Here is a 19,564-nt window from a genome sequence, read left to right on the forward strand (position 1 = left end):
GTACCTCTGAACTAACATTCCCCCAACATATTCGTGTCATAATTTGGTGGAATCTGTTGGAAGGAGCGGGAGTGCTCGCGCAGCAGCGTCAGCAGACGATCCTCGAACGCGTACGCAGCAACGGCGGCGTCCGGGTGGCCGACCTCGTGCGCGAGCTCGGCGTCTCCGACATGACCATCCGCCGCGACCTCGAGGTGCTGGCCGAGCGCGGCCTGCTGGAGAAGGTGCACGGCGGCGCGACCGCAGTCGGCCCGGGATCGACCGAGGAGCCGGGCTTCGCCGCCAAGTCCGCCCGCCAGCAGCAGGAGAAAGAGACCATCGCGCGGCGGGCGGCGCAACTCGTGCGCCCCGGGACCGCCGTGGCATTGTCCGCGGGCACCACCACCTGGGCACTCGCGCACCAGCTGATCGGCGTGCCCGAGCTCACCGTGATCACGAACTCCATCCCCGTCGCCGACGTCTTCCACCGCAATCCGCGCGCTGACCGCACGGTCGTCCTGACCGGCGGCGTACGCACGCCGTCGGACGCCTTGGTCGGCCCGGTGGCCGTCGCCGCGATCCGTCGCCTGCACGTGGACACGCTCTTCCTCGGCGTGCACGGGATGAGCGTCCGCGCCGGCTTCACCACGCCCAACCTGCTCGAGTCCGAGACCGACAGGGAGCTGGTGGCGGCCGCCAACCGCCTGGTCGTCCCGGCCGACCACACCAAGTGGAACACCATCGGCATCAGCACCATCGCCGAGCTGAGCGAGGCCGACGTGGTCATCAGCGACGCGGGGCTGCCGGAGGACGCACGTACGGAGCTGGCCGAAAGGGCCGGAGAACTGATCATCGCGGAGGGCTCGTTGTGAAGCGCACCATCACCCACCTGGCCGACGGCCGAGAGCTGATCTACTTCGACCGGCGGGACGACGCCGACAGGAGCGCGATCGACCGGCGACTGCTCGACCCCCGGCCGATGGCCTCCGAGCTGCGGTACGACCCGCTGACCGAGGAGTGGGTCGCGATGGCGGGGCATCGGCAGACGCGGACGCACCAGCCGACCGGCACGGCGGCCGAGTGCCCGCTGTGCCCGTCGTCGGAATCGCGGTCGACGGAGATCCCGGCGCACGACTACGACGTGGTGGTGTTCGAGAACCGCTTCCCCTCTTTTTCCGGAAATTTTGGGACTTATGAGGCCGTGGGTGGGCTGAGTGAGGTTCGTCCGGGCGTGGGACGGTGCGAGGTGGTTTGCTTCACCTCCGAGCACTCCTCCTCGTTCTCCCGGCTCTCCGACGCCCAGGTCGAGCTGGTGATGGAGGCGTGGGCCGACCGAACGGCCGAGTTGTCCGGGATCGAGGGCGTGGAGCAGGTGTTCTGCTTCGAGAACCGCGGCTCGGAGATCGGAATCACGCTCGCGCACCCGCACGGGCAGATCTACGCCTACCCCTACGTGACCCCGCGGACGAAGCTCCAGCTCGGGGCCGCCTCCCGCCACAAGGGCCCGGGGAACCTGTTCGCCGACGTGCTGGCCGCCGAGCGCGCCGCCGGCACGCGGGTGGTGGCGCAGAACGAGCTGTGGACGGCCTTCGTGCCGGCCGCCGCGCGCTGGCCGTTCGAGGTGCACGTCTATCCGCACCGGCAGGTGCCCGACCTGGCGGCCCTGACGGAGGCGGAGCGGGCCGCGTTCGCGCCGCTGTACACCTCGCTGCTGCGGGCCTTCGACGGGCTGTTCGGGGTCGTGATGCCGTACATCGCGGCCTGGCACCAGGCGCCCGTGCGGCAGGACCGCGAGCTGGCTTACCTGCACCTGGAGTTGTTCAGCATCCGGCGGGCGCCGGAGAAGCTGAAGTACCTGGCCGGGTCGGAGTCGGCGATGGGGGCCTTCGTCAACGACGTGCTGCCGGAGGAGGCCGCACTCATGCTCCGATCACGAGTAGATCACTAATGGATTGCACGTTAAGGTCGCATTACTCGTGATCTACCACTAATATCCCCATATGCAGCGGCCGTAACAGCCGTTGCACGCCTAATCCCGGGCGTGTCGCCCGGGAGCCGGGGACCCATCGCACGTGGGGTGAATCCATTTCGGTGGTAGGGACTGCTCCCATGCCCGAACCCGTCAGCTAACCCGGCCGGCAGAGGGAGAGGAACAACATACGTGGCGGCTTCGTCCCCCGCGAAACTTGCCATCGGCCTCGTCACGGCCACCGCCCTTGCCTTCTTTCCGGCGACCGCGGCGTCGGCCGCACCGAAACCGTCGGAATCCGAGCTGCGCACCCAGCTCAAGAAGCTCAACACCAAGGTCGACAAGCTCATCGAGACGTACAACCTCAAGCGCGTCGAGCTGGCCGAGGCCCAGCAGGCGGCCAAGACGGCCAAGGAGCGGCTGGCCACCGCCGAGCGGACGCTGGCCGAAACCGAGCAGCGGGTCGCGGAGATAGCCCGGCTGCGCTACCAGAACGGCGACCCCGCCGCGGTGCCCGGCTACCTGCTGGTCGAGAACGGCGGAAGCGCGGCCATTCTCGAGCAGGTCACCGCCGAGCAGCAGGCGCTCGTGCAGGGCGTCGCGAAGGCCCGCGACGACAAGAAGAAGGCCGCCGACGAGGCCGTCGCGCTCGCCGCCGAGATCCGCGAGGACGCGGCCGAGGTGGCAGAGCAGCGTGAAGAGGCCGAGGACGTCATCGACGACATCAAGGAGAAGCTCGAGGACCTGGTGCCGTTCGGCACGGGCCGCACCTCCAACGGCAGCTGGGCCCCCGAACTGCCCTCCGGCCCCGACAACATCACCCCCCGTACGCGGCTGATGCGCGAGCAGGTGCGGAAGAACTTCGCGCTGCCGTTCGCGGTGGGCTGCTTCCGCTCCGGCGCCGGCGGCGAGCACCCGCTCGGCCGGGCCTGCGACTTCATGATGAGCACCGGGGGCTCGATGCCCACCGGCGTGAACCTCGCCTTGGGGGACAGGATCGCGGAATGGACCATCAAGAACATGGACAAGCTCGGCGTCAAGTACGTGATCTGGAAGCAGCGCATCAACCATGGCTCGGGCTGGCGCGGGATGTCGAATCGCGGCAGCATCACCGAGAACCACTTCGACCACGTCCACATCTCGATGCACTGAAGACGGGACGAATAGCGGCTGGTGAGCTGTTCGCGCACGTGAAGAAGGCGTTTGAGCTGGTCGCCGGGCCTGTGGGGTGACGTCCGCCGAGGTCGTCCTGTGTGTCGGGCGCGGCCGACGGTCCGGCACCACCTGAACCAGATCGCGGCCGAACTGTCCCTGCGACCGCTGATGGCAGGATCCAAGCGCGGACGAGCCCGGTCGATCACGGTTGCTCGACCGGGCTCGCGGGGTGGAGACGGGTCAGGCGAGGTCGAACCGGTCGAGTTCCATGACCTTGGTCCAGGCTGCGACGAAGTCGGTCACGAACTTGTCGCGGGCGTCCTGGCCGGCGTAGACCTCCGCGAGGGCTCGCAGCTGGGAGTTGGAGCCGAAGACGAGGTCGACCGCGGTGGCGGTCCACTTCACCTCATCGGTGGCCACGTCGCGGATCTCGTACACGTGCTCCTCGGACTCCGATGCCCTCCACCGGGTGCCCGGGGAGAGCAGGTTGGTGAAGAAGTCGTTGGTGAGCACGCCGGGCCGGTCGGTGAGGACGCCGTGCTGGGTACCGCCGAAGTTGGCTCCCAGGGAACGCAGGCCGCCGATGAGGACGGTCATTTCGGGCGGGGTGAGGTTGAGCATGTAGGCACGATCGACGAGCAGCACCTCCGGTTGGATCTTCTCGCCGGAACGCAGGTAGTTGCGGAACCCGTCGGCCCTCGGCTCGAGGACCAGGAAGGACTCGACGTCGGTCTGCTCCTGAGTGGCGTCGGTGCGGCCCGGGCGGAACGGCACTGTCAGCGCCACGCCGGCCTCGCGTGCTGCCTTCTCGACGGCGGCCGAGCCGGCCAGCACGATCAGGTCGGCGAGCGAGATCTTCGCGCCGCCGGCCTCGTTGAACGTGCGCCGGATGCTCTCAAGGGTGTCCAGGACCGTCGTGAGTTGCCCGGGTTGGTTGACCTCCCAGCTGCGCTGCGGCTCGAGACGGAGCCGGGCGCCGTTGGCGCCGCCGCGCTTGTCGGTGGACCGGAAGCTCGCGGCGGAGGCCCAGGCGGTGGAGACCAGTTGAGCGGTCGTGAGGCCGGACTCCAGGACCTTCGCCTTGAGGGCAGTGACGTCGGCGTCACCCACGAGTTCGTGGTCGACGGCGGGCACCGGGTCCTGCCACAGCTGGGGCTCGGCGACCCACGGCCCGAGGAAGCGGCTGACCGGACCCATGTCGCGGTGCAGCAGCTTGTACCAGGCCTTGGCGAAGGCCAACGCGAGCTCGTCGGGGTTCTCCAGGAAGCGGAGGGAGATCTTCTGGTACGTCGGGTCGACGCGCAGCGCCAGGTCGGTCGTGAGCATCGTCGGCTTGTGCTTCTTCGACGGGTCGTGGGCGTCCGGGATGATCGCCTCGGCGTCCTTCGCCACCCACTGCTTCGCTCCGCCGGGGCTCGTGGTGAGCTCCCACTCGTAGCCGAAGAGGATCTCGAAGAAACGGTTGCTCCACTGCGTCGGCCGGTCGCTCCACGTCACCTCGAGACCGCTGGTGATCGTGTCACCGCCCTTGCCGGTGCCGTAGCTGCTCAGCCAGCCCAGGCCCTGCGCCTCCAGCGGCGCGCCTTCGGGCTCCGGCCCCACGTGGTCGTCCGCGATGCCGGCGCCGTGGGTCTTGCCGAACGTGTGGCCGCCGGCGATGAGAGCGACAGTCTCCTCGTCGTTCATCGCCATCCGCCGGAAGGTCTCGCGGATGAAATGCGCCGCCGCAGCCGGGTCCGCGTTGCCGCGGGGACCCTCCGGGTTGACGTAGATGAGCCCCATCTCGGTCGCGCCGAAGTTCGGCACCATCTCGGTGTCGGTGACGTAGCGCTCGTCACCGAGCCAGGCGTCCTCCGGACCCCAGAAGATCTCCTCCGGCTCCCAGACGTCCTCGCGGCCGAAGCCGAAGCCGAAGGTCTTGAAGCCCATCGACTCCAGGGCGACGTTCCCGGCGAGCACGAGCAGGTCGGCCCACGAGATCTTCTGGCCGTACTTCTGCTTGACCGGCCACAGCAGCCGGCGGGCCTTGTCGAGGTTGGCGTTGTCGGGCCAGCTGTTGAGCGGGGCGAAACGCTGAGCGCCATCGCCGGCCCCGCCGCGACCGTCGTGGATGCGGTAGGTGCCCGCGGCGTGCCAGCTCATCCGGATCATGAGACCGCCGTAGTGGCCGAAGTCGGCCGGCCACCAGTCCTGCGAGGTGGTGAGCACCTCGACGATGTCCTGCTTGAGGGCCTCGACGTCGAGCTTCTCGAGCTCCTTGGCGTAGCTGAAGCCCTCTGCCAATGGGTTGCCCTTGGACGAGTGCGCGCGCAACACCGAGAGGTCGAGCTGGTTGGGCCACCAGTCCCGGTTCGTGCGCGGACGACCGCCGGTCTTCGGAGTCGGCGAGTCGATTGCCGGGTTCTCGCTCTCGCTGCCATGCGCGGTCACGGAGTCATGCGCGACCGGGCAGCCGGCCGCCGCCTTCTGGTCAACGCCCTGCGCGCTGGAGGGGGCGTTGTTCTGGGTGTCGCTCATCTGCTTCCTCCGAACTGCCGGATCATTGGGCAATGGTCTAGTCGCACAGTCGGGGTAGGTGCCCCAATAGACGACCTCTAGACGACCTCCGCCTCGTCGGCCACGAAGCCCTGGTCATCCGAGGCGATGAGACAGGGGGCGTGGCCGCCGTACGCAGCACGTCGTACACCGCCTGGTGGGAGACCCCGGGGAGTTCGGCCCGTACCAGGGCGACCACCGTTTCGGTGTCGACGTGCGCGTGATCGCGCAGCGCGGCGAGCACTGCCAACCGCGGCCGGGTCACGCGCAACGAAACCGTTCGCAACTGCGCCTCGAAGTCAGACGCCATATGGCCAACATAGCCGCCCCCTTCGACGAGCAGATACGCGGCCATGACCTGCCGTCTGGCTCGCAGCCTCGGCCAGAAGTCGTGCGAGCGAACACGTGCTCGCGCTTGTGGCTGTAGGCCGGGCGTCAGATGTGACGATCCGCGGGTGAATGAGGTGAGGCGCGCTGGAAACGTCGACGGGCAGCGCTCCTGACGCCTAGATGCCCTCCCGCCAGGTGTACCAGGGGCCGCGCAGGTGAACGTAGGCTTCTGCCCCGCCGACTTGAGGGGGCTCACCGTCAGGGCTCCAGGCGAATCCGGCGCCCCCGATGAACCCCGCATCATCGACAGCGAAGAGCACGCCACCAGGGAATTTCGTGGCCCGTCCGATCGGGAACAGTCCTCGCTGTCCTGGACAGGATGCGGGCGAGCGTGCCCAGCCAGATCAGCCCGATGAACATCCAGGCGAGAGCGAGCAGCGCCACCCAGGTGAAGTACCAGCCTGGAACGCTCGTCGCGTAGAGGCCGCCTGCCGGAGCGCGGGCGCGGGCAGAGCGGGCATCGTGGAGCCATGCGGCTGTTCCAGGACGACCCGATCTCCCGCCCCCTCACCTATCCCGGCCGGATCCCGGCGACGTCCGGCGTCCTGTTCGACGACACGTACATACCGCTGCGGCCTCTCGACGCCGGCCCGCCGGACGAGTGGGAGGCCGCGGGGGAGACACTGGCCGCCCTGCTGGCCCGCGGCGGATTACCGCCCCTGGGCGAGCGGCACCCGGTCGTCGCCGTGGGCTCCAACGCCGCGCCCGGCCAGCTGCTCAGGAAGTTCCGCGACCACGCGGTACGCCCGGTCGTCCCCATGACGCTCGCCGACGTCCCAGGCGTCGCACCCGGCGTGTCCGCCCACGTCAGCAGGTGGGGGTACGTGCCGGCCGCCCCCATCGAGACCCCCGGCGAGTCCTCCAGGCTGTTCGTGCTCTGGCTCGACGAGGAGCAGCTCGCAGCCTTGGACCTCACGGAACCCAACTACCACCGCCGCCCGCTCCGCCACCCGATCACCCTGGAGTCGGGGTTACGCCACCCGCCTCCCTTCGTCTACACGGGAAGGCACGGCTGCCTGGCCGGCCGCGACGGCCGCCCCCGGCGCCTCGCGCCGCAGCGGGCCCTGATCCAGGACCTCCTGGACGGGTCGGCCGAGTTACGCCGCCTCTGCGGCGACACCCCCGACGACTTCGTCGCCGGCGTACGGGACGAGACCGTGCGCGAGGCGGTCTACCGGGTCCTCCAAGATAAGGTCAGGTCTCGTGACTGATCCCCGCACCCCTCCACCGCTGACCGGCGACGAGCTGACAGTGCTCAACAACTGGCTCGAGTGGCACCGCGCCACGCTCGCCGTCAAGTGCGCCGGCCTGTCGGACGAGCAGTTGCGCGCGCGTTCCGCGCCGCCCTCGACCCTGTCCCTGCTCGGCCTGGTCAGGCACATGGCGCACGTCGAACGGATGTGGTTCCGCCGGGTGCTGAACGGTGAGGCCGTCCCGAGGCTGTGGGACAAGGACCGCGACAACGACGCCGACTTCAACGACGTCGACAAGGCCTCGGCCGAGGAGGCGTTCGCCACCTGGCAGGACGAGATCGAGCGCGCCCGCGCCATCTCGGCAGCCAAGCCGCTGGACGCCGTCGGCGACCGCAACGGCCAGGACTGCACGCACCGCTGGATCCTCGTCCACATGATCGAGGAGTACGCCCGCCACAACGGCCACGCGGATCTCCTGCGCGAGCGTATCGACGGCGTCACCGGCGACTGACGCCCCGCGTCAGCCCGCCTGCCGGAAGACGACCGCGGTCCCGAGCGCCGCCCGGGCAGGCACGAAGATCTCGCCCGCGGGTGTCGTGCGCACCGGCACGTCACCGTCACGCAGGAACCGCCCGGTCATCGCGAGGTCCCGTACCTCAACCGCGTAGGCCGCGAACCCGGGCAGCGCCGGCGCCTCCTCGCCGGGCAGCAGCCTGCCCAGCGCCGAGGCGGCGACGAGCACCACCTCGGCCCGGCCCTCGCCCAGCGCGAACGTCCGCACGGGCCCGTCCCGCCGCGCCGCCCGCCCGAGGTAGAGCTCGTACCGCCGCTCGGCGTCGCCCAGCTCGTCGTCGTCGACGCACAGCACGCATCCGGCCAGCTCGACCGCGCCGTTGGGGTGATCGGCCGCGCCGTGCGGCGAGCCCGCGGCGTTCTCCGCCAGCCCGACGCGCCCCTCCGGCACGAGGCCGGGCCCGGCGCCGTCGATCTCCAGGTACCGTACGGGCTCCATCAGCACCCCCTCCGCCGTCTCGACCGGCCGCTGGGCGGCGTGCACCCCGCCGTGCCCGGCGCCTCCGGCCGCCAGCCGCGCGGCGGCGCCGTCGATGTCGGGAGAGTCGAACATCAGGATGTGCACGCCCTCGAAGCGCCGCAGGCAGGCGTTCAGATTGGCGACGGCGCCCCGGACGGCCTCCCTGAACGCGGGCAGCCTGTCCTCGGGCACCTGAAGCGGAATGGGACGCGCGTCGTCGGGGAGGTGTCCCGCCTGCGCGACGGCGACCAGCTCGATGAAGTTCCCGCCCAGGTAGGCGTGGGCGTTGGCCACCCCGAACGGCTCGGGCGGCTCGCCCAGCACCGGATAGGCCGGCCCGGGCAGGGCGAACCCGAGCCGCCGGTACCGCTCCAGCGCCCGCCCCATGTCGTGGACGACGTGCCCCACATGGTGCAGCCCGCCGATGTCATGCTCCATCTTCGCCTCCGTACGCCGCCTCTCGGAAGTCATGGGAGAACCGCTCGAAGACCTCGATCACCCGTTCGGCCGCCGGCTCGCAGTCCGGCAGCCGCTCCGGCTCGAACGTCCTGTGCAGGGTGTCGGCCAGATGACCGGCCTTCTCCTCCAGGCCCAGCGTGACCTCCGCCGGCAGCAACGGCTCGATCGCGAAGAACCCGAACACGATCGTCGGCAGTGGGTAGTCGAGGTCCTCGGGCCGCAGGCCGGCCCGCAGCAGGCCGTGCCGGGCGAGCACGCCGAGGTATTCGCGCGAGGCGAGCAGCTTGGCGCCCTCCAGCGGCTTCCTGGCCGGGCTGGAGAGGAACTTGTCGAGCGTCTCCTCGTCCCTGGTGAAGATCGCGCGCAGCACCGGCCGCCGCATCGCCTCCAGGAAGAACCTGCGCATGTACCGGTGCAGCGCGATCTCGTCCGGATCAGCCCGCATGGCCTCGACGATCGCGTCCAGCATCGCGACCGCCTCCCGGGCGCCCACGGCGAAGAACAGTTGCTCGCGGGTTCGCCAGTGCAGGTAGATCGTGCCCTTGCCGACCCCGGCCCGCTTGGCGATCTCGTCGATCGTCACCCGCCGGTATCCCCAGCGCAGCAGCAGGTCCTTGGCCGCGTCGAGGATCCGGTCGGCCCGCCCGGTCTGTTCGGTACGCACGCCGCCCTCCTCATGACTGATGACTGATGACCAATCTAGCATTCTGGTCACGAGTGTGGGCACAAGAATGCCAAGGAGACGTACGGAACGATCGGGATCAGGGCTCGGCGCGGAAGAGCGCCCAGACGGCCTTGCCGCCGCGGTCCAGGCGGTCCCAGCCCCAGGTCTGGCTGTAGGTTTCGACGATGTAAAGGCCGCGCCCGTTCTCGGAGATGAAGTCGGGCTCCTTGGGCCGCGGCGCCTCGTCGCTCGGGTCGGCCACCGCCAGCAGCACGTGCGGGAAGACCCGCATGAGCAGCAGCTCGATCTCGCGCCGCCCGGCCGCGTACATCGCGTACCGCACCGCGTTCGTCACCAGCTCCGACACCACGAGCGCGGCGTCGTCGCTCAGGTCGTGCAGGCCCCAGCCCTGAAGCGTGGAGCGGGTCACGTCCCTGGCGGTCTTCACCGAGTCGGCCTGAAAGGGCAACGGGCACGCGGTCGTGTACGGCTTGCCGCCACCCATGAGCAGGTGGTCGAAGCCGACTTCCCGGGTGATCTGCAGGCAATCGGCAGTGGTCAGAGGGTCCTCCACCATCCTGCCGATACCTCCCCGTTCAGCCTTGGTTAGTGCATGTATGGCCCAATATGCACTAAGCCATCATGAGTCACCGACCGGTGCGGCTGCAAGACCCAAATGCACGTGCATCCGCAGTGTGCAATAGCAAGCGGCTTTTTGGGGCATAGATGCCGAATCGGACACGGGGTTGAGACCTTGTCATAGGCCGCAATGTGGTGTCACTGTGTGTGCGGACCTTGATAGGAGGCAAAGTGACGCAGAACCAGCCGGGTTCCGGGCCGACGGCGCTGCGCATCCTCCTGGGCTCCCAGCTGCGCAAGCTCAGGGAAGCGAAGAACGTCACTCGTGAGGAGGCGGGCCACCTCATCCGGGGCTCGGAATCCAAGATCAGCCGCATGGAGCTGGGCCGAGTGGGGTTCAAAGAACGCGACGTGGCGGACCTGCTCACCCTGTACGGGGTCGTGGATCAGCAGGCTCGCTCCGCCGTGCTCGACCTGGTCGCCACCGCCAACGAGCCGGGCTGGTGGCACCGGTTCAACGATGTCCTGCCCACGTGGTTCCAGGCGTACGTCGGCCTCGAAGAGGCCGCCGCCCGGATCAGGACCTACGAAGTCCAGTTCGTGCCGGGACTGCTGCAGACCAAGGAGTACGCCAGGGCCGTGGTGACCGCCGGCACGGCGGGCATCGGAGCCGAGGAGATCGCCAGGAGGGTGGATCTCCGGCTGGAGCGCCAGAGGATTTTGGACAAGGAGGACGGGCCGGTCTTCTGGGCGGTGATCGACGAGGCCGCGCTCCGGCGGCCGATCGGCGGAGCCGAGGTCATGAGGGCCCAGATCGAGCACCTCATCGACCTCATGCGCCAGCCGAACATCACGATCCAGATCATGCCGTTCAGCTTCGGAGGGCACAGCGCGGAAGGCGGGGCGTTCAGCATCCTGCGCTTTCCCGATCCGGACCTGCCCGACGTCGTGTACGTCGAGCAGCTCGCCAGCGCTCTCTACCTGGACAAGCGCGAGGATGTGGACCGATACACTGAGGTCATGGAGCGGTTGTGCGCCGTGAGCACCACGCCTGACGAGACGGTCGAGCTCCTGCGGACGATCGCTGACGAGTTCTGACCGCGGCGGCGTCGTTGTCGGGTGCGCATCTGCCCTAGACTGGACCATCGGCGTTGGATGCTGCCGAGGCGGAGCATGCCCAACACCGCACATGTGGGCGCGGCGCGTGAGCCGTACCGAAGGGACGCGCCCGCGATCACTCGTAGCATGATCAAGGAGACCATTCCGTGAAGACCGCTGTCGAGGAGCTCAGCCCCACGCGGGTCAAGCTCACTGTCGAGGTGCCGTTCGACGAGCTGCGCCCGAGCATGGATGCGGCGTACAAGAAGGTCGCGCAGCAGGTGCGCGTCCCCGGGTTCCGGCCTGGCAAGGTTCCGGCCCGCATCATCGAGCAGCGCTTCGGCCGGGCGGTAGTGCTGGAGGAGACCCTCAACGACGCGGTGCCCAAGCTCTACGGCCAGGCCGTCGACGAGGTCGACGTGTTCCCGGTCAGCCAGCCGGACATCGAGGTCACGAAGATCGAAGACGGTGAGCAGATCGAGTTCACCGCCGAGGTCGACATCCGGCCCAATTTCGAGGTTCCCGACTACGCGGGCCTCGAGGTCACGGTCGACTCCGCCGAGGTCTCCGACGAGGACGTCGACAAGCAGCTCGACGCGCTGCGCCAGCGCTTCGCGACGCTGACCGGCGTGGAGCGTCCCGCCGCCAACGGCGACTTCGTCGTGATGGACCTGCGCGCCGAGATCGACGGCGAGAACATCGAGGAGCAGGCGGCCAGCGAGGTCTCGTACGAGGTCGGCGCCGGCTCCGTGCTGCAGGGCCTCGACGCCTCGCTCGAGGGCATGTCCGCGGGCGAGGAGAAGGGCTTCAAGACCGAGCTGGTCGGCGGCGAGAACGCCGGCGAGGAAGCCGACGTGATCATCACCGTCAAGTCGGTCAAGGAGAAGGTCCTGCCCGAGCTCGACGACGAGTTCGCCCAGCTCGCCAGCGAGTTCGACACGCTCGACGAGCTCAAGGCCAGCATCCGCGAGCAGGCCCGCCGCAACAAGCTCATCGACCAGGTCGTCCAGGCCCGCGAGAAGGCCCTCGACGCGCTGCTGGACAAGATCGACATCCCGCTGCCGGAGAGCGCGCTCAAGGTCGAGATCGACTCCCGCAAGCACAACCTCAACCACCAGGTGGCCGAGAGCGGCCTGAGCCGCGACGCCTTCTTCCGCCTCTACCAGACGACGGAGGAGGAGCGCATGGCCGAGTTCGAGCAGAACTCCGCCCGCGCGCTCAAGGTCGGCTTCGTGCTCGACAAGATCGTCAAGGCTGAGGACCTGGGTGTCTCGGAGCAGGAGCTGACCAACTTCGTGGTGCGCCGCGCCATGGAGATGGGCGTCCAGCCCAACGAGCTGGCCAAGCACCTGGCCGACAACGACCAGCTCACGCTGGCCATGGTCGAGATCGTCCGCGACAAGGCCAAGTCCGTGATCGGTGACGCGGCCAAGGTCGTCGACGCCGACGGCAACGAGGTCGACCTCAAGGCGATCTACAGCGAGATCAACGGCGAAGAGGTCGTCGAGGAGGAGGCCGCGGCCGAGGACAAGGCCGAGGCGTAACCCTTCCCACCAGGCAATCGACGAAGCCCCCGGCCCCGAGCGGCCGGGGGCTTCGTCGTACCCCGCCCACCGCACCGCTGGCCCTCACCGCTTCCGGCAATCAGCGCTCCCAGCGCACACCCGCACTCCACACCACCCGCGCCGGTCCCTAGGCCCCCGGGCCGCCGGCTCTCCGCCTCCCGCGTCTCCGGACCGCCGGGCCCTCCGCGCCCCCGGGCCCGGGTCCCTGGGTTCCCGTGCCGCCGGGTTCCGGGCCGCCGTGCCCTCCGCGTCTTCGCGCCTCCGGGTCGCGGTGCCCTCCGCGCCCCAGGCCCCCGGGTCTCCGCGCCCCTCGAGTTTCCGGGCCTTCGTGCCCTCCGCGTCCCCCCATCTCCGGCGCAGCCTCCGGCCCTACACGTCGCCGGGGTGCTGGATGTCTCCACGACTCCGGACTTCGTGCCGTCGGTATCTCCGGCTCTCCGCTGCGTGGCCGTGCCGGGGAATGCCGCTATGTCGTTGCCGTGTCGCCGGTGCTGTGCCCCGCGGGCCGCCCTTCGGCCTGCTCCTGCCGCAGGACGTGAGGTGTGGAGGCCGCGGAGGCGCGGAGGCGCGGAGGACGCTGCTGGGGTGCCGTGCGGCTGCTGTGCCGTAGGGGCGAGACCTCGACGCCGGACGCCGCGACGACACGCGCGTCCGCGACGAAGTTGTCCTGTCGGGAACCGCCGTGTCGCCACCGATGTGCCCCGGTGCCACACCTGTTGAACCCCCGTGGCGGCGGGTCCCGGCGTACATGGGAACGCGGTCCGGCACCCCGAGGCGGAAAGCGCGGCAGGCGCTCAGACGGCTCAGGGCGAGCGCGTAGGGCGTGAGGCCGGACCGAACCGCCCTCGGCGCCCGCGCCACGCGGACTCGCCCTCTCAGGGCGCGCCAGGCACGTCACCGCCGGCACGCACGGCCACGCCGCACCGGCACAAGACCCGAACCTGCGCCGTCAGCGAACAGTACCGGGACCGGGCATGACCTGTGGGCGGCGCGCGTTAGGGTCACAAGCAAAGCCAATCGATTACGACGCATCGGAAGGTGACGCTGTGACCAGCCCGCCGACCTTCTATCAGCCTGAGTCTCGAGGCCGTGAGAACGGCTCCGCCTTCCGGCTTGAAGACCAGCTCTACCAGCGCCTGCTCCGCGAGCGCATCATCGTGCTCGGGCAGGAGGTCAACGACGAGATCGCCAACCGCATCTGCGCCGAGCTGCTGCTGCTCGCGGCCGACGACCCGGAGCGCGACATTTCGCTCTACATCAACTCGCCGGGGGGCTCGGTGAGTGCGGGCATGGCGATTTACGACATGATGGAATACGTGCCGAACGACGTATCGACGGTTGTGATGGGCATGGCGGCCTCCATGGGGCAGTTCCTGCTCACCGCCGGGGCCAGGGGCAAGCGTTACGCTCTGCCTCATGCCCGTGTCATGATGCACCAGCCGTCCGGCGGCATCGGCGGCACCGCCGCCGACATCGCCATTCAGGCAGAGCAGATGCTCTACGTGAAGAAGACGCTGGCCGAGCGGATCGCCTTCCACACGGGGCAGCCGCTGGACCAGATCGAGGCCGACTCCGACCGCGATCGCTGGTTCACGGCCGAGGAGGCCAAGGACTACGGCTTCATCGACCACGTCGTCCGTAGCGCACGGCAGGTGCCCTCACACGGCCCAGTCTCCTAGGGGGAGCTGACATGAACATCGAGAGCCGTTACGTTCTCCCCTCCTTCGTCGAGCGCACGTCCTACGGCGTGAAGGAGATGAACCCGTACAACAAGCTCTTCGAGGACCGCATCATCTTCCTCGGAGTGCAGATCGACGACGCGTCGGCCAACGACGTGATGGCCCAGCTGCTGACGCTGGAGTCGCTCGACCCCGACCGTGACATCAGCATCTACATCAACTCGCCCGGCGGGTCTTTCACGGCCATGACGGCGATCTACGACACGATGCAGTTCGTCCGGCCGGAGATCCAGACCGTCTGCCTCGGTCAGGCCGCCTCCGCGGCGGCCGTGTTGCTGTCCGGCGGCACGCCGGGCAAGCGGTTCGCGCTGCCCAACGCCCGGGTGCTGATCCACCAGCCCTCCACCGAGGGCGGCGGCCAGGGCAGCGACATCGAGATCCAGGCCAGAGAGATCCTGCGCATGCGGACTCTGCTCGAGGACATCGTGGCCCGGCACACGGGCAAGTCCTCGGCCGAAGTTCGCAAGGACATCGAACGCGACAAAATTCTCAACGCGGACGAGGCAAAGGCGTATGGTCTGATCGATGACATCATCCCGTCCAGGAAGAAACGCGCTCAGGCCGTGGCTTCCTAGACGAGACGTGACGCACCGGAGCGCTGCCCAATAGGGCACGTTCCGGTGCGACTCGCCGCTAGGGGGCTCACTGAGGGCCCAGAAGACGGTAACGTCGAAACCTGAGCGGTTCGGCCAAGTCCGGAGGATGTCCGGAGACACTGCTCGCGAGAGCAGGGCGGTCCCACGCAAAGGAGTATCTGGGGTGGCACGCATCGGCGACGGGGGAGACCTGCTGAAGTGCTCTTTCTGTGGAAAGAGCCAGAAGCAAGTCAAGAAGCTCATTGCCGGTCCAGGCGTCTACATCTGCGATGAGTGCATTGATCTCTGCAACGAGATCATCGAGGAGGAGCTCTCCGAGTCCTCCGAGCTCAAGTGGGACAACCTGCCCAAGCCGAGGGAGATCTACGAGTTCCTCGACGCCTACGTCATCGGTCAGGACAAGGCGAAGAAGGCCCTCTCGGTGGCGGTCTACAACCACTACAAGCGGGTGCAGTCCGGTGACCGGGGCAGAGACGACGGTCTGGAGCTGGCCAAGAGCAACATTTTGCTGCTCGGCCCGACCGGCTCGGGCAAGACGCTGCTGGCGCAGACCCTGGCGAAGATGCTCAACGTGCCCTTCGCCATCGCCGACGCCACCGCGCTCACGGAGGCGGGCTACGTCGGCGAGGACGTGGAGAACATCCTCCTCAAGCTCATCCAGGCCGCTGACTACGACGTCAAGAAGGCCGAGACCGGCATCATCTACATCGACGAGGTCGACAAGATCGCTCGCAAGAGCGAAAACCCGTCGATCACTCGCGACGTCTCCGGTGAGGGCGTCCAGCAGGCGCTGCTGAAGATACTGGAGGGCACCACGGCATCGGTGCCTCCGCAGGGCGGCCGCAAGCACCCGCACCAGGAGTTCATCCAGATCGACACGACCAACGTGCTGTTCATCTGCGGTGGCGCGTTCGCCGGTCTGGAAAAGATCATCGAGTCGCGCATCGGCAAGAAGGGCATCGGCTTCAACGCCATCATCCGGTCGAAGGAAGAGGTCGACACGGTCGACATCTTCGGCGACGTGATGCCCGAGGACCTGCTGAAGTTCGGCATGATCCCCGAGTTCGTCGGCCGTCTGCCGGTCATCACCTCGGTGCACAACCTCGACCGCGAGGCGCTCATCCAGATCCTCACCGAGCCGCGCAACGCGCTGGTCAAGCAATACCGCAAGCTGCTGGAGCTCGACGGCGTGGAGCTGGAGTTCACCGACGGTGCGCTCGAGGCCATCGCCGACCAGGCCATCCTGCGCGGCACCGGCGCCCGCGGACTGCGCGCGATCCTGGAGGAGGTGCTCCAGTCCGTCATGTACGAAGTGCCCTCCAGGCAGGACGTCGCCCGCGTGGTCATCACCCGCGAGTCGGTGCTCGAGCACGCGATCCCGACGCTCGTCCCGCGTGACCAACTGGCCGCCAAACAGCAGCGCACCCCGCGCGAGAAGTCGGCCTGAGCCTGCCGATCCGGCACACCGAGCGCCCCGTGGCAGCACGCCACGCGGGCGTTTTCGGCGTTCTGAGCCCGCGGCCGCAGGGGAGTCCCCTGAACGCGCCGAGCGCTCCGCCCAGTGACGGCACGGCGCCGGGTTCGGGGCTTGAGGCGTTTTCCGCTTGCCCGCCTCCCTAGAATTGGTCACTGTGACAACGCCAGAGCTGCCTACGCAATACACACCGGCCGACGTCGAGACCCGCAGCTACGAGCGCTGGGTATCCGAAGGCTACTTCGGCGCCGACCCGGGCAGCTCGCGCGAGCCGTACAGCATCGTCCTGCCCCCGCCCAACGTGACGGGCGTCCTGCACATCGGGCACGCGCTCGATCACTCCATCCAGGACGCGCTCACGCGCCGCGCCCGCATGCAGGGGCGCGAGACGCTCTGGCTGCCCGGCATGGACCACGCCGGCATCGCGACTCAGAACGTCGTCGAGCGCGAGCTGGCCAAGCAGGGCCTGTCGCGGCACGACCTGGGACGCGAGGCGTTCGTCGAGCGGGTCTGGCAGTGGAAGGAGGAGTCCGGCGGCCGGATCCTCGGCCAGATGCGCAAGCTGGGCGACAGCGTCGACTGGTCGCGCGAGCGCTTCACCATGGACACGGGACTGTCCCGGGCCGTGCAGACGATCTTCAAGCGCCTGTTCGACGACGGGCTGATCTACCGTGCTGAGCGCATCATCAACTGGTGCCCGCGCTGCCTCACCGCGCTGTCCGACATCGAGGTGGAGCACAGCGAGGACGAGGGTGAGCTGATCTCGATCCGCTACTCCGACGAGATCGTGGTGGCCACCACGCGGGCCGAGACCATGCTCGGCGACACCGCTGTGGCCGTCCACCCCTCAGATGAGCGCTACGCCCATCTGGTCGGCACCATGGTCGAGCTGCCGCTCACCGGCCGCATGATCCCCGTGGTCGCCGACGAGCACGTCGATCCGGCGTTCGGCACCGGAGCGGTCAAGGTGACCCCGGCCCACGACCCCAACGACTTCGAGATCGGGCGGCGTCATTCCCTGCCGTCGCTGACCGTCATGGACGAGCGTGGCGTGATCACTGCGCACGGGCCGTTCCAGGGGCTCGACCGCTTCGAGGCTCGACCCGCGGTCGTCGCCGCGCTGCGTGCCGAGGGCAGGATCGTCGCCGAGAAGCGCCCGTACGTCCACGCGGTCGGCCACTGCTCGCGCTGCAAGACCGTCGTCGAGCCGCGGCTGTCGCTGCAGTGGTTCGTCAACGTCTCGCCGCTGGCCAAGGCGGCCGGCGACGCCGTTCGCGACGGGCGCACCCGCATCCACCCGCCGGAGCTGGCCAAGCGCTACTTCGACTGGGTCGACGACATGCATGACTGGTGCATTTCGCGGCAGCTGTGGTGGGGGCACCGCATCCCGGTCTGGTACGGCCCGGACGGCGAGGTCGTCTGCGTGGGCCCCGACGAGGAGCCGCCTGCCGGCTACACCCAGGACTCCGACGTCCTGGACACCTGGTTCTCCTCGGGGCTGTGGCCGTTCTCGACGCTGGGGTGGCCGGACAACACGCCGGAGCTGGCCCGCTTCTACCCGACGTCCGTGCTCGTCACCGGCTACGACATCCTGTTCTTCTGGGTCGCCCGGATGATGATGTTCGGACTGTACGCCATGGACGGCGAGCCGCCGTTCCGGGTCGTGGCGCTGCACGGCATGGTCCGCGACCAGTACGGCAAGAAGATGTCCAAGTCGTTCGGCAACGTCGTCGACCCCCTCGACTGGGTGGAGCGCTTCGGCGCCGACGCCACCCGTTTCACGCTCCTGCGCGGCGCCAACCCCGGCGCCGACGTCGCGGTGAGCGAGGAGTGGGCGGCCGGCTCGCGTAACTTCTGCAACAAGATCTGGAACGCCACCAGATTCGCGTTGATGAACGGCGCCGCCGTCGGCTCGCTCGGCGGCGCGGAGCTGACCGCGGCCGATCGGTGGATCCTGTCGCGCCTGCAGACCGTGGTGGCGGCGGCCGACGCCGCGTTCGAGGAGTTCGAGTTCGCCAAGGCGGCCGACCTGCTCTACCACTTCGCGTGGGACGAGGTCTGCGACTGGTATCTCGAGCTGGCCAAGATTCAGCTCGGCGAGGGACTGGAGCACACGAGGCAGGTCCTCGGCCACGTGCTCGACTCGCTGCTGCGGTTGCTGCATCCGCTGGTGCCGTTCGTGACCGAGGAACTGTGGCGGGCCGTCACGGGTAGCGAGTCGCTCGTCGTGGCGCCGTGGCCGGTCCCCGACCCCCGCTACGCGGACGCGGCGGCCGAGGCCGAGATCGGCGCGCTGCAGGAGCTGGTGACAGAGGTCCGCAGGTTCCGCTCAGATCAGGGCCTCAAGCCGGGCCAGAAGGTGGCTGCCCGCCTCGGCCTCGCCGGCACGCCGCTGGCGGGCCAGGAGACGGCCGCTCGCGTGCTGCTGCGCCTGACAGAGCCCGGTGAATCCTTCGCCCCCACGGCGCGTCTGACCGTGGGCGACGTGACCGTGGAGATCGACACGGCAGGCGCCATCGACGTCGCGGCCGAGCGCAAGCGGCTGGAGAAGGATCTTGCCGTCGCCCGCAAGGAGGCCGCGCAGGTGGCGGCCAAGCTGGGCAATGAGCAGTTCATGGCCAAGGCGCCGGAAGACGTGGTCGCCAAGGTCAGGAGCCGCGCCGAGCAGGCATCCGCCGACATCGCGCGGCTGGAGGCTCAGCTCGCCGGCCTCGGTGTTTGAACCTTACAGACGCGGGGAAGGTCTATTCGTTACCGAAGATGGGCCTTCCCCGGCCCTGAGGCTGCTAGAGTTTTCAACGCGGGGCTGGTTAGCCCTGACATCCCTCTGATCGAACTCCGGTTTCGGGTTGCGTCCGCCACGCGGTTGGACAAAGGCCGAAAGTTGGAGTAAGTTAGCAGGGTTGCCTCGAAGAGGGGCAAGTCCGGAAGCTCCCGGATCGGGCGGTTTGACAAGAATCGTCCGGATCTGGTAGTCTGAAGGGAAAACGAAGTGTGAGCCTCCGCGCGAGGGTCTCTGAAGAGATTCTGGCGGGATGAATGCGTCCGTTTCTTGAGAACTCAACAGTGTGTTAAAAGCCAGTGCATGTGCATCACACATGTATGACCCCGTCATATTTGACGGTTATTGCTTGGA

15 protein-coding genes, 1 pseudogene and 1 riboswitch are annotated in these 19,564 nt (G+C 68.5%); of the genes and pseudogenes, 11 read left to right on the top strand and 5 right to left on the bottom strand.

All coding sequences use genetic code 11. The annotated features are described in order from the left end of the window. Positions 1-71: 71 nt before the first annotated feature. The 3 genes from ACIBX3_RS25430 (at position 72) to ACIBX3_RS25440 (ending at position 3,100) form a co-directional block, all read left to right on the top strand. A complete protein-coding gene (locus ACIBX3_RS25430; protein ID WP_397120998.1) occupies positions 72-851 on the top strand; it encodes a DeoR/GlpR family DNA-binding transcription regulator in 780 nt (259 codons plus the stop codon). Continuing rightward, positions 848-1,927 (top strand): galactose-1-phosphate uridylyltransferase, encoded by a 1,080-nt coding sequence (galT, locus tag ACIBX3_RS25435; protein ID WP_397121000.1) that lies wholly within the window; start codon positions 848-850, stop codon positions 1,925-1,927. The genes ACIBX3_RS25430 and galT overlap by 4 nt, the downstream gene beginning before the upstream one ends. 68 nt (positions 1,928-1,995) lie before the next feature. Continuing rightward, positions 1,996-2,134, top strand: a riboswitch (cyclic di-AMP (ydaO/yuaA leader). Between the two features lie 6 nt (positions 2,135-2,140). After that, a complete protein-coding gene (locus tag ACIBX3_RS25440; RefSeq protein ID WP_397121002.1) occupies positions 2,141-3,100 on the top strand; it encodes a coiled-coil domain-containing protein in 960 nt (319 codons plus the stop codon). Between the two features lie 243 nt (positions 3,101-3,343). On the opposite strand, the gene katG is transcribed toward ACIBX3_RS25440, so the two are convergent. Together katG and ACIBX3_RS25450 are read right to left on the bottom strand one after the other, a co-directional pair. Further along, on the bottom strand, positions 3,344-5,620 hold the full coding sequence (katG, locus tag ACIBX3_RS25445; protein ID WP_397121036.1) for a catalase/peroxidase HPI: 2,277 nt from the start codon (positions 5,618-5,620) through the stop codon (positions 3,344-3,346). A gap of 42 nt (positions 5,621-5,662) precedes the next feature. After that, a pseudogene (locus tag ACIBX3_RS25450) lies at positions 5,663-5,948 on the bottom strand (transcriptional repressor); the annotation flags it as partial. A gap of 550 nt (positions 5,949-6,498) precedes the next feature. Between ACIBX3_RS25450 and ACIBX3_RS25455 the strand changes: the two are divergent. After that, positions 6,499-7,239, top strand: a complete 741-nt coding sequence (locus ACIBX3_RS25455; RefSeq protein ID WP_397121004.1) for a hypothetical protein — start codon at positions 6,499-6,501, stop codon at positions 7,237-7,239. Next, on the top strand, positions 7,232-7,732 hold the full coding sequence (locus ACIBX3_RS25460; protein WP_397121006.1) for a DinB family protein: 501 nt from the start codon (positions 7,232-7,234) through the stop codon (positions 7,730-7,732). Before ACIBX3_RS25455 ends, ACIBX3_RS25460 begins: the two co-directional genes overlap by 8 nt. Positions 7,733-7,741: 9 nt before the next feature. On the opposite strand, the gene ACIBX3_RS25465 is transcribed toward ACIBX3_RS25460, so the two are convergent. From ACIBX3_RS25465 to ACIBX3_RS25475, 3 genes are all read right to left on the bottom strand, one after another. Then, positions 7,742-8,692: a VOC family protein gene (locus ACIBX3_RS25465; protein ID WP_397121008.1), complete on the bottom strand. Its 951-nt coding sequence runs from the start codon at positions 8,690-8,692 to the stop codon at positions 7,742-7,744. Next, positions 8,682-9,377 carry a TetR/AcrR family transcriptional regulator gene (locus tag ACIBX3_RS25470; RefSeq protein WP_397121010.1) on the bottom strand — a complete coding sequence of 232 codons (696 nt, stop codon included), beginning with the start codon at positions 9,375-9,377 and terminating at the stop codon, positions 8,682-8,684. The genes ACIBX3_RS25465 and ACIBX3_RS25470 overlap by 11 nt, the downstream gene beginning before the upstream one ends. Positions 9,378-9,474: 97 nt before the next feature. Next, complete coding sequence (locus tag ACIBX3_RS25475; protein ID WP_397121012.1) at positions 9,475-9,954, bottom strand: ATP-binding protein; 480 nt, start codon at positions 9,952-9,954, stop codon at positions 9,475-9,477. Positions 9,955-10,187: 233 nt separating this feature from the next. Between ACIBX3_RS25475 and ACIBX3_RS25480 the strand changes: the two genes are divergently transcribed. The 6 genes from ACIBX3_RS25480 (at position 10,188) to ACIBX3_RS25505 (ending at position 19,150) form a co-directional block, all read left to right on the top strand. After that, positions 10,188-11,054: a helix-turn-helix domain-containing protein gene (locus ACIBX3_RS25480; RefSeq protein WP_397121014.1), complete on the top strand. Its 867-nt coding sequence runs from the start codon at positions 10,188-10,190 to the stop codon at positions 11,052-11,054. 167 nt (positions 11,055-11,221) lie between these two features. Further along, positions 11,222-12,598 carry a trigger factor gene (gene tig, locus ACIBX3_RS25485; RefSeq protein ID WP_397121016.1) on the top strand — a complete coding sequence of 459 codons (1,377 nt, stop codon included), beginning with the start codon at positions 11,222-11,224 and terminating at the stop codon, positions 12,596-12,598. A 1,067-nt stretch (positions 12,599-13,665) separates the two neighbouring features. Next, positions 13,666-14,298 (top strand): ClpP family protease, encoded by a 633-nt coding sequence (locus ACIBX3_RS25490; protein ID WP_397121018.1) that lies wholly within the window; start codon positions 13,666-13,668, stop codon positions 14,296-14,298. Positions 14,299-14,309: 11 nt separating this feature from the next. Further along, entirely contained in the window at positions 14,310-14,933 is a 624-nt protein-coding gene (locus tag ACIBX3_RS25495) for an ATP-dependent Clp protease proteolytic subunit (protein WP_397121020.1), read from the top strand. Positions 14,934-15,117: 184 nt separating this feature from the next. Then, positions 15,118-16,401, top strand: coding sequence for an ATP-dependent Clp protease ATP-binding subunit ClpX (gene clpX / locus ACIBX3_RS25500; protein ID WP_188192332.1), 1,284 nt, complete (start codon positions 15,118-15,120; stop codon positions 16,399-16,401). Positions 16,402-16,576: 175 nt separating this feature from the next. Continuing rightward, positions 16,577-19,150 (top strand): valine--tRNA ligase, encoded by a 2,574-nt coding sequence (locus ACIBX3_RS25505; RefSeq protein ID WP_397121021.1) that lies wholly within the window; start codon positions 16,577-16,579, stop codon positions 19,148-19,150. Positions 19,151-19,564 lie beyond the last annotated feature (414 nt).

This window comes from Nonomuraea sp. NPDC049480, assembly GCF_044465905.1.
Lineage (GTDB): Bacteria > Actinomycetota > Actinomycetes > Streptosporangiales > Streptosporangiaceae > Nonomuraea.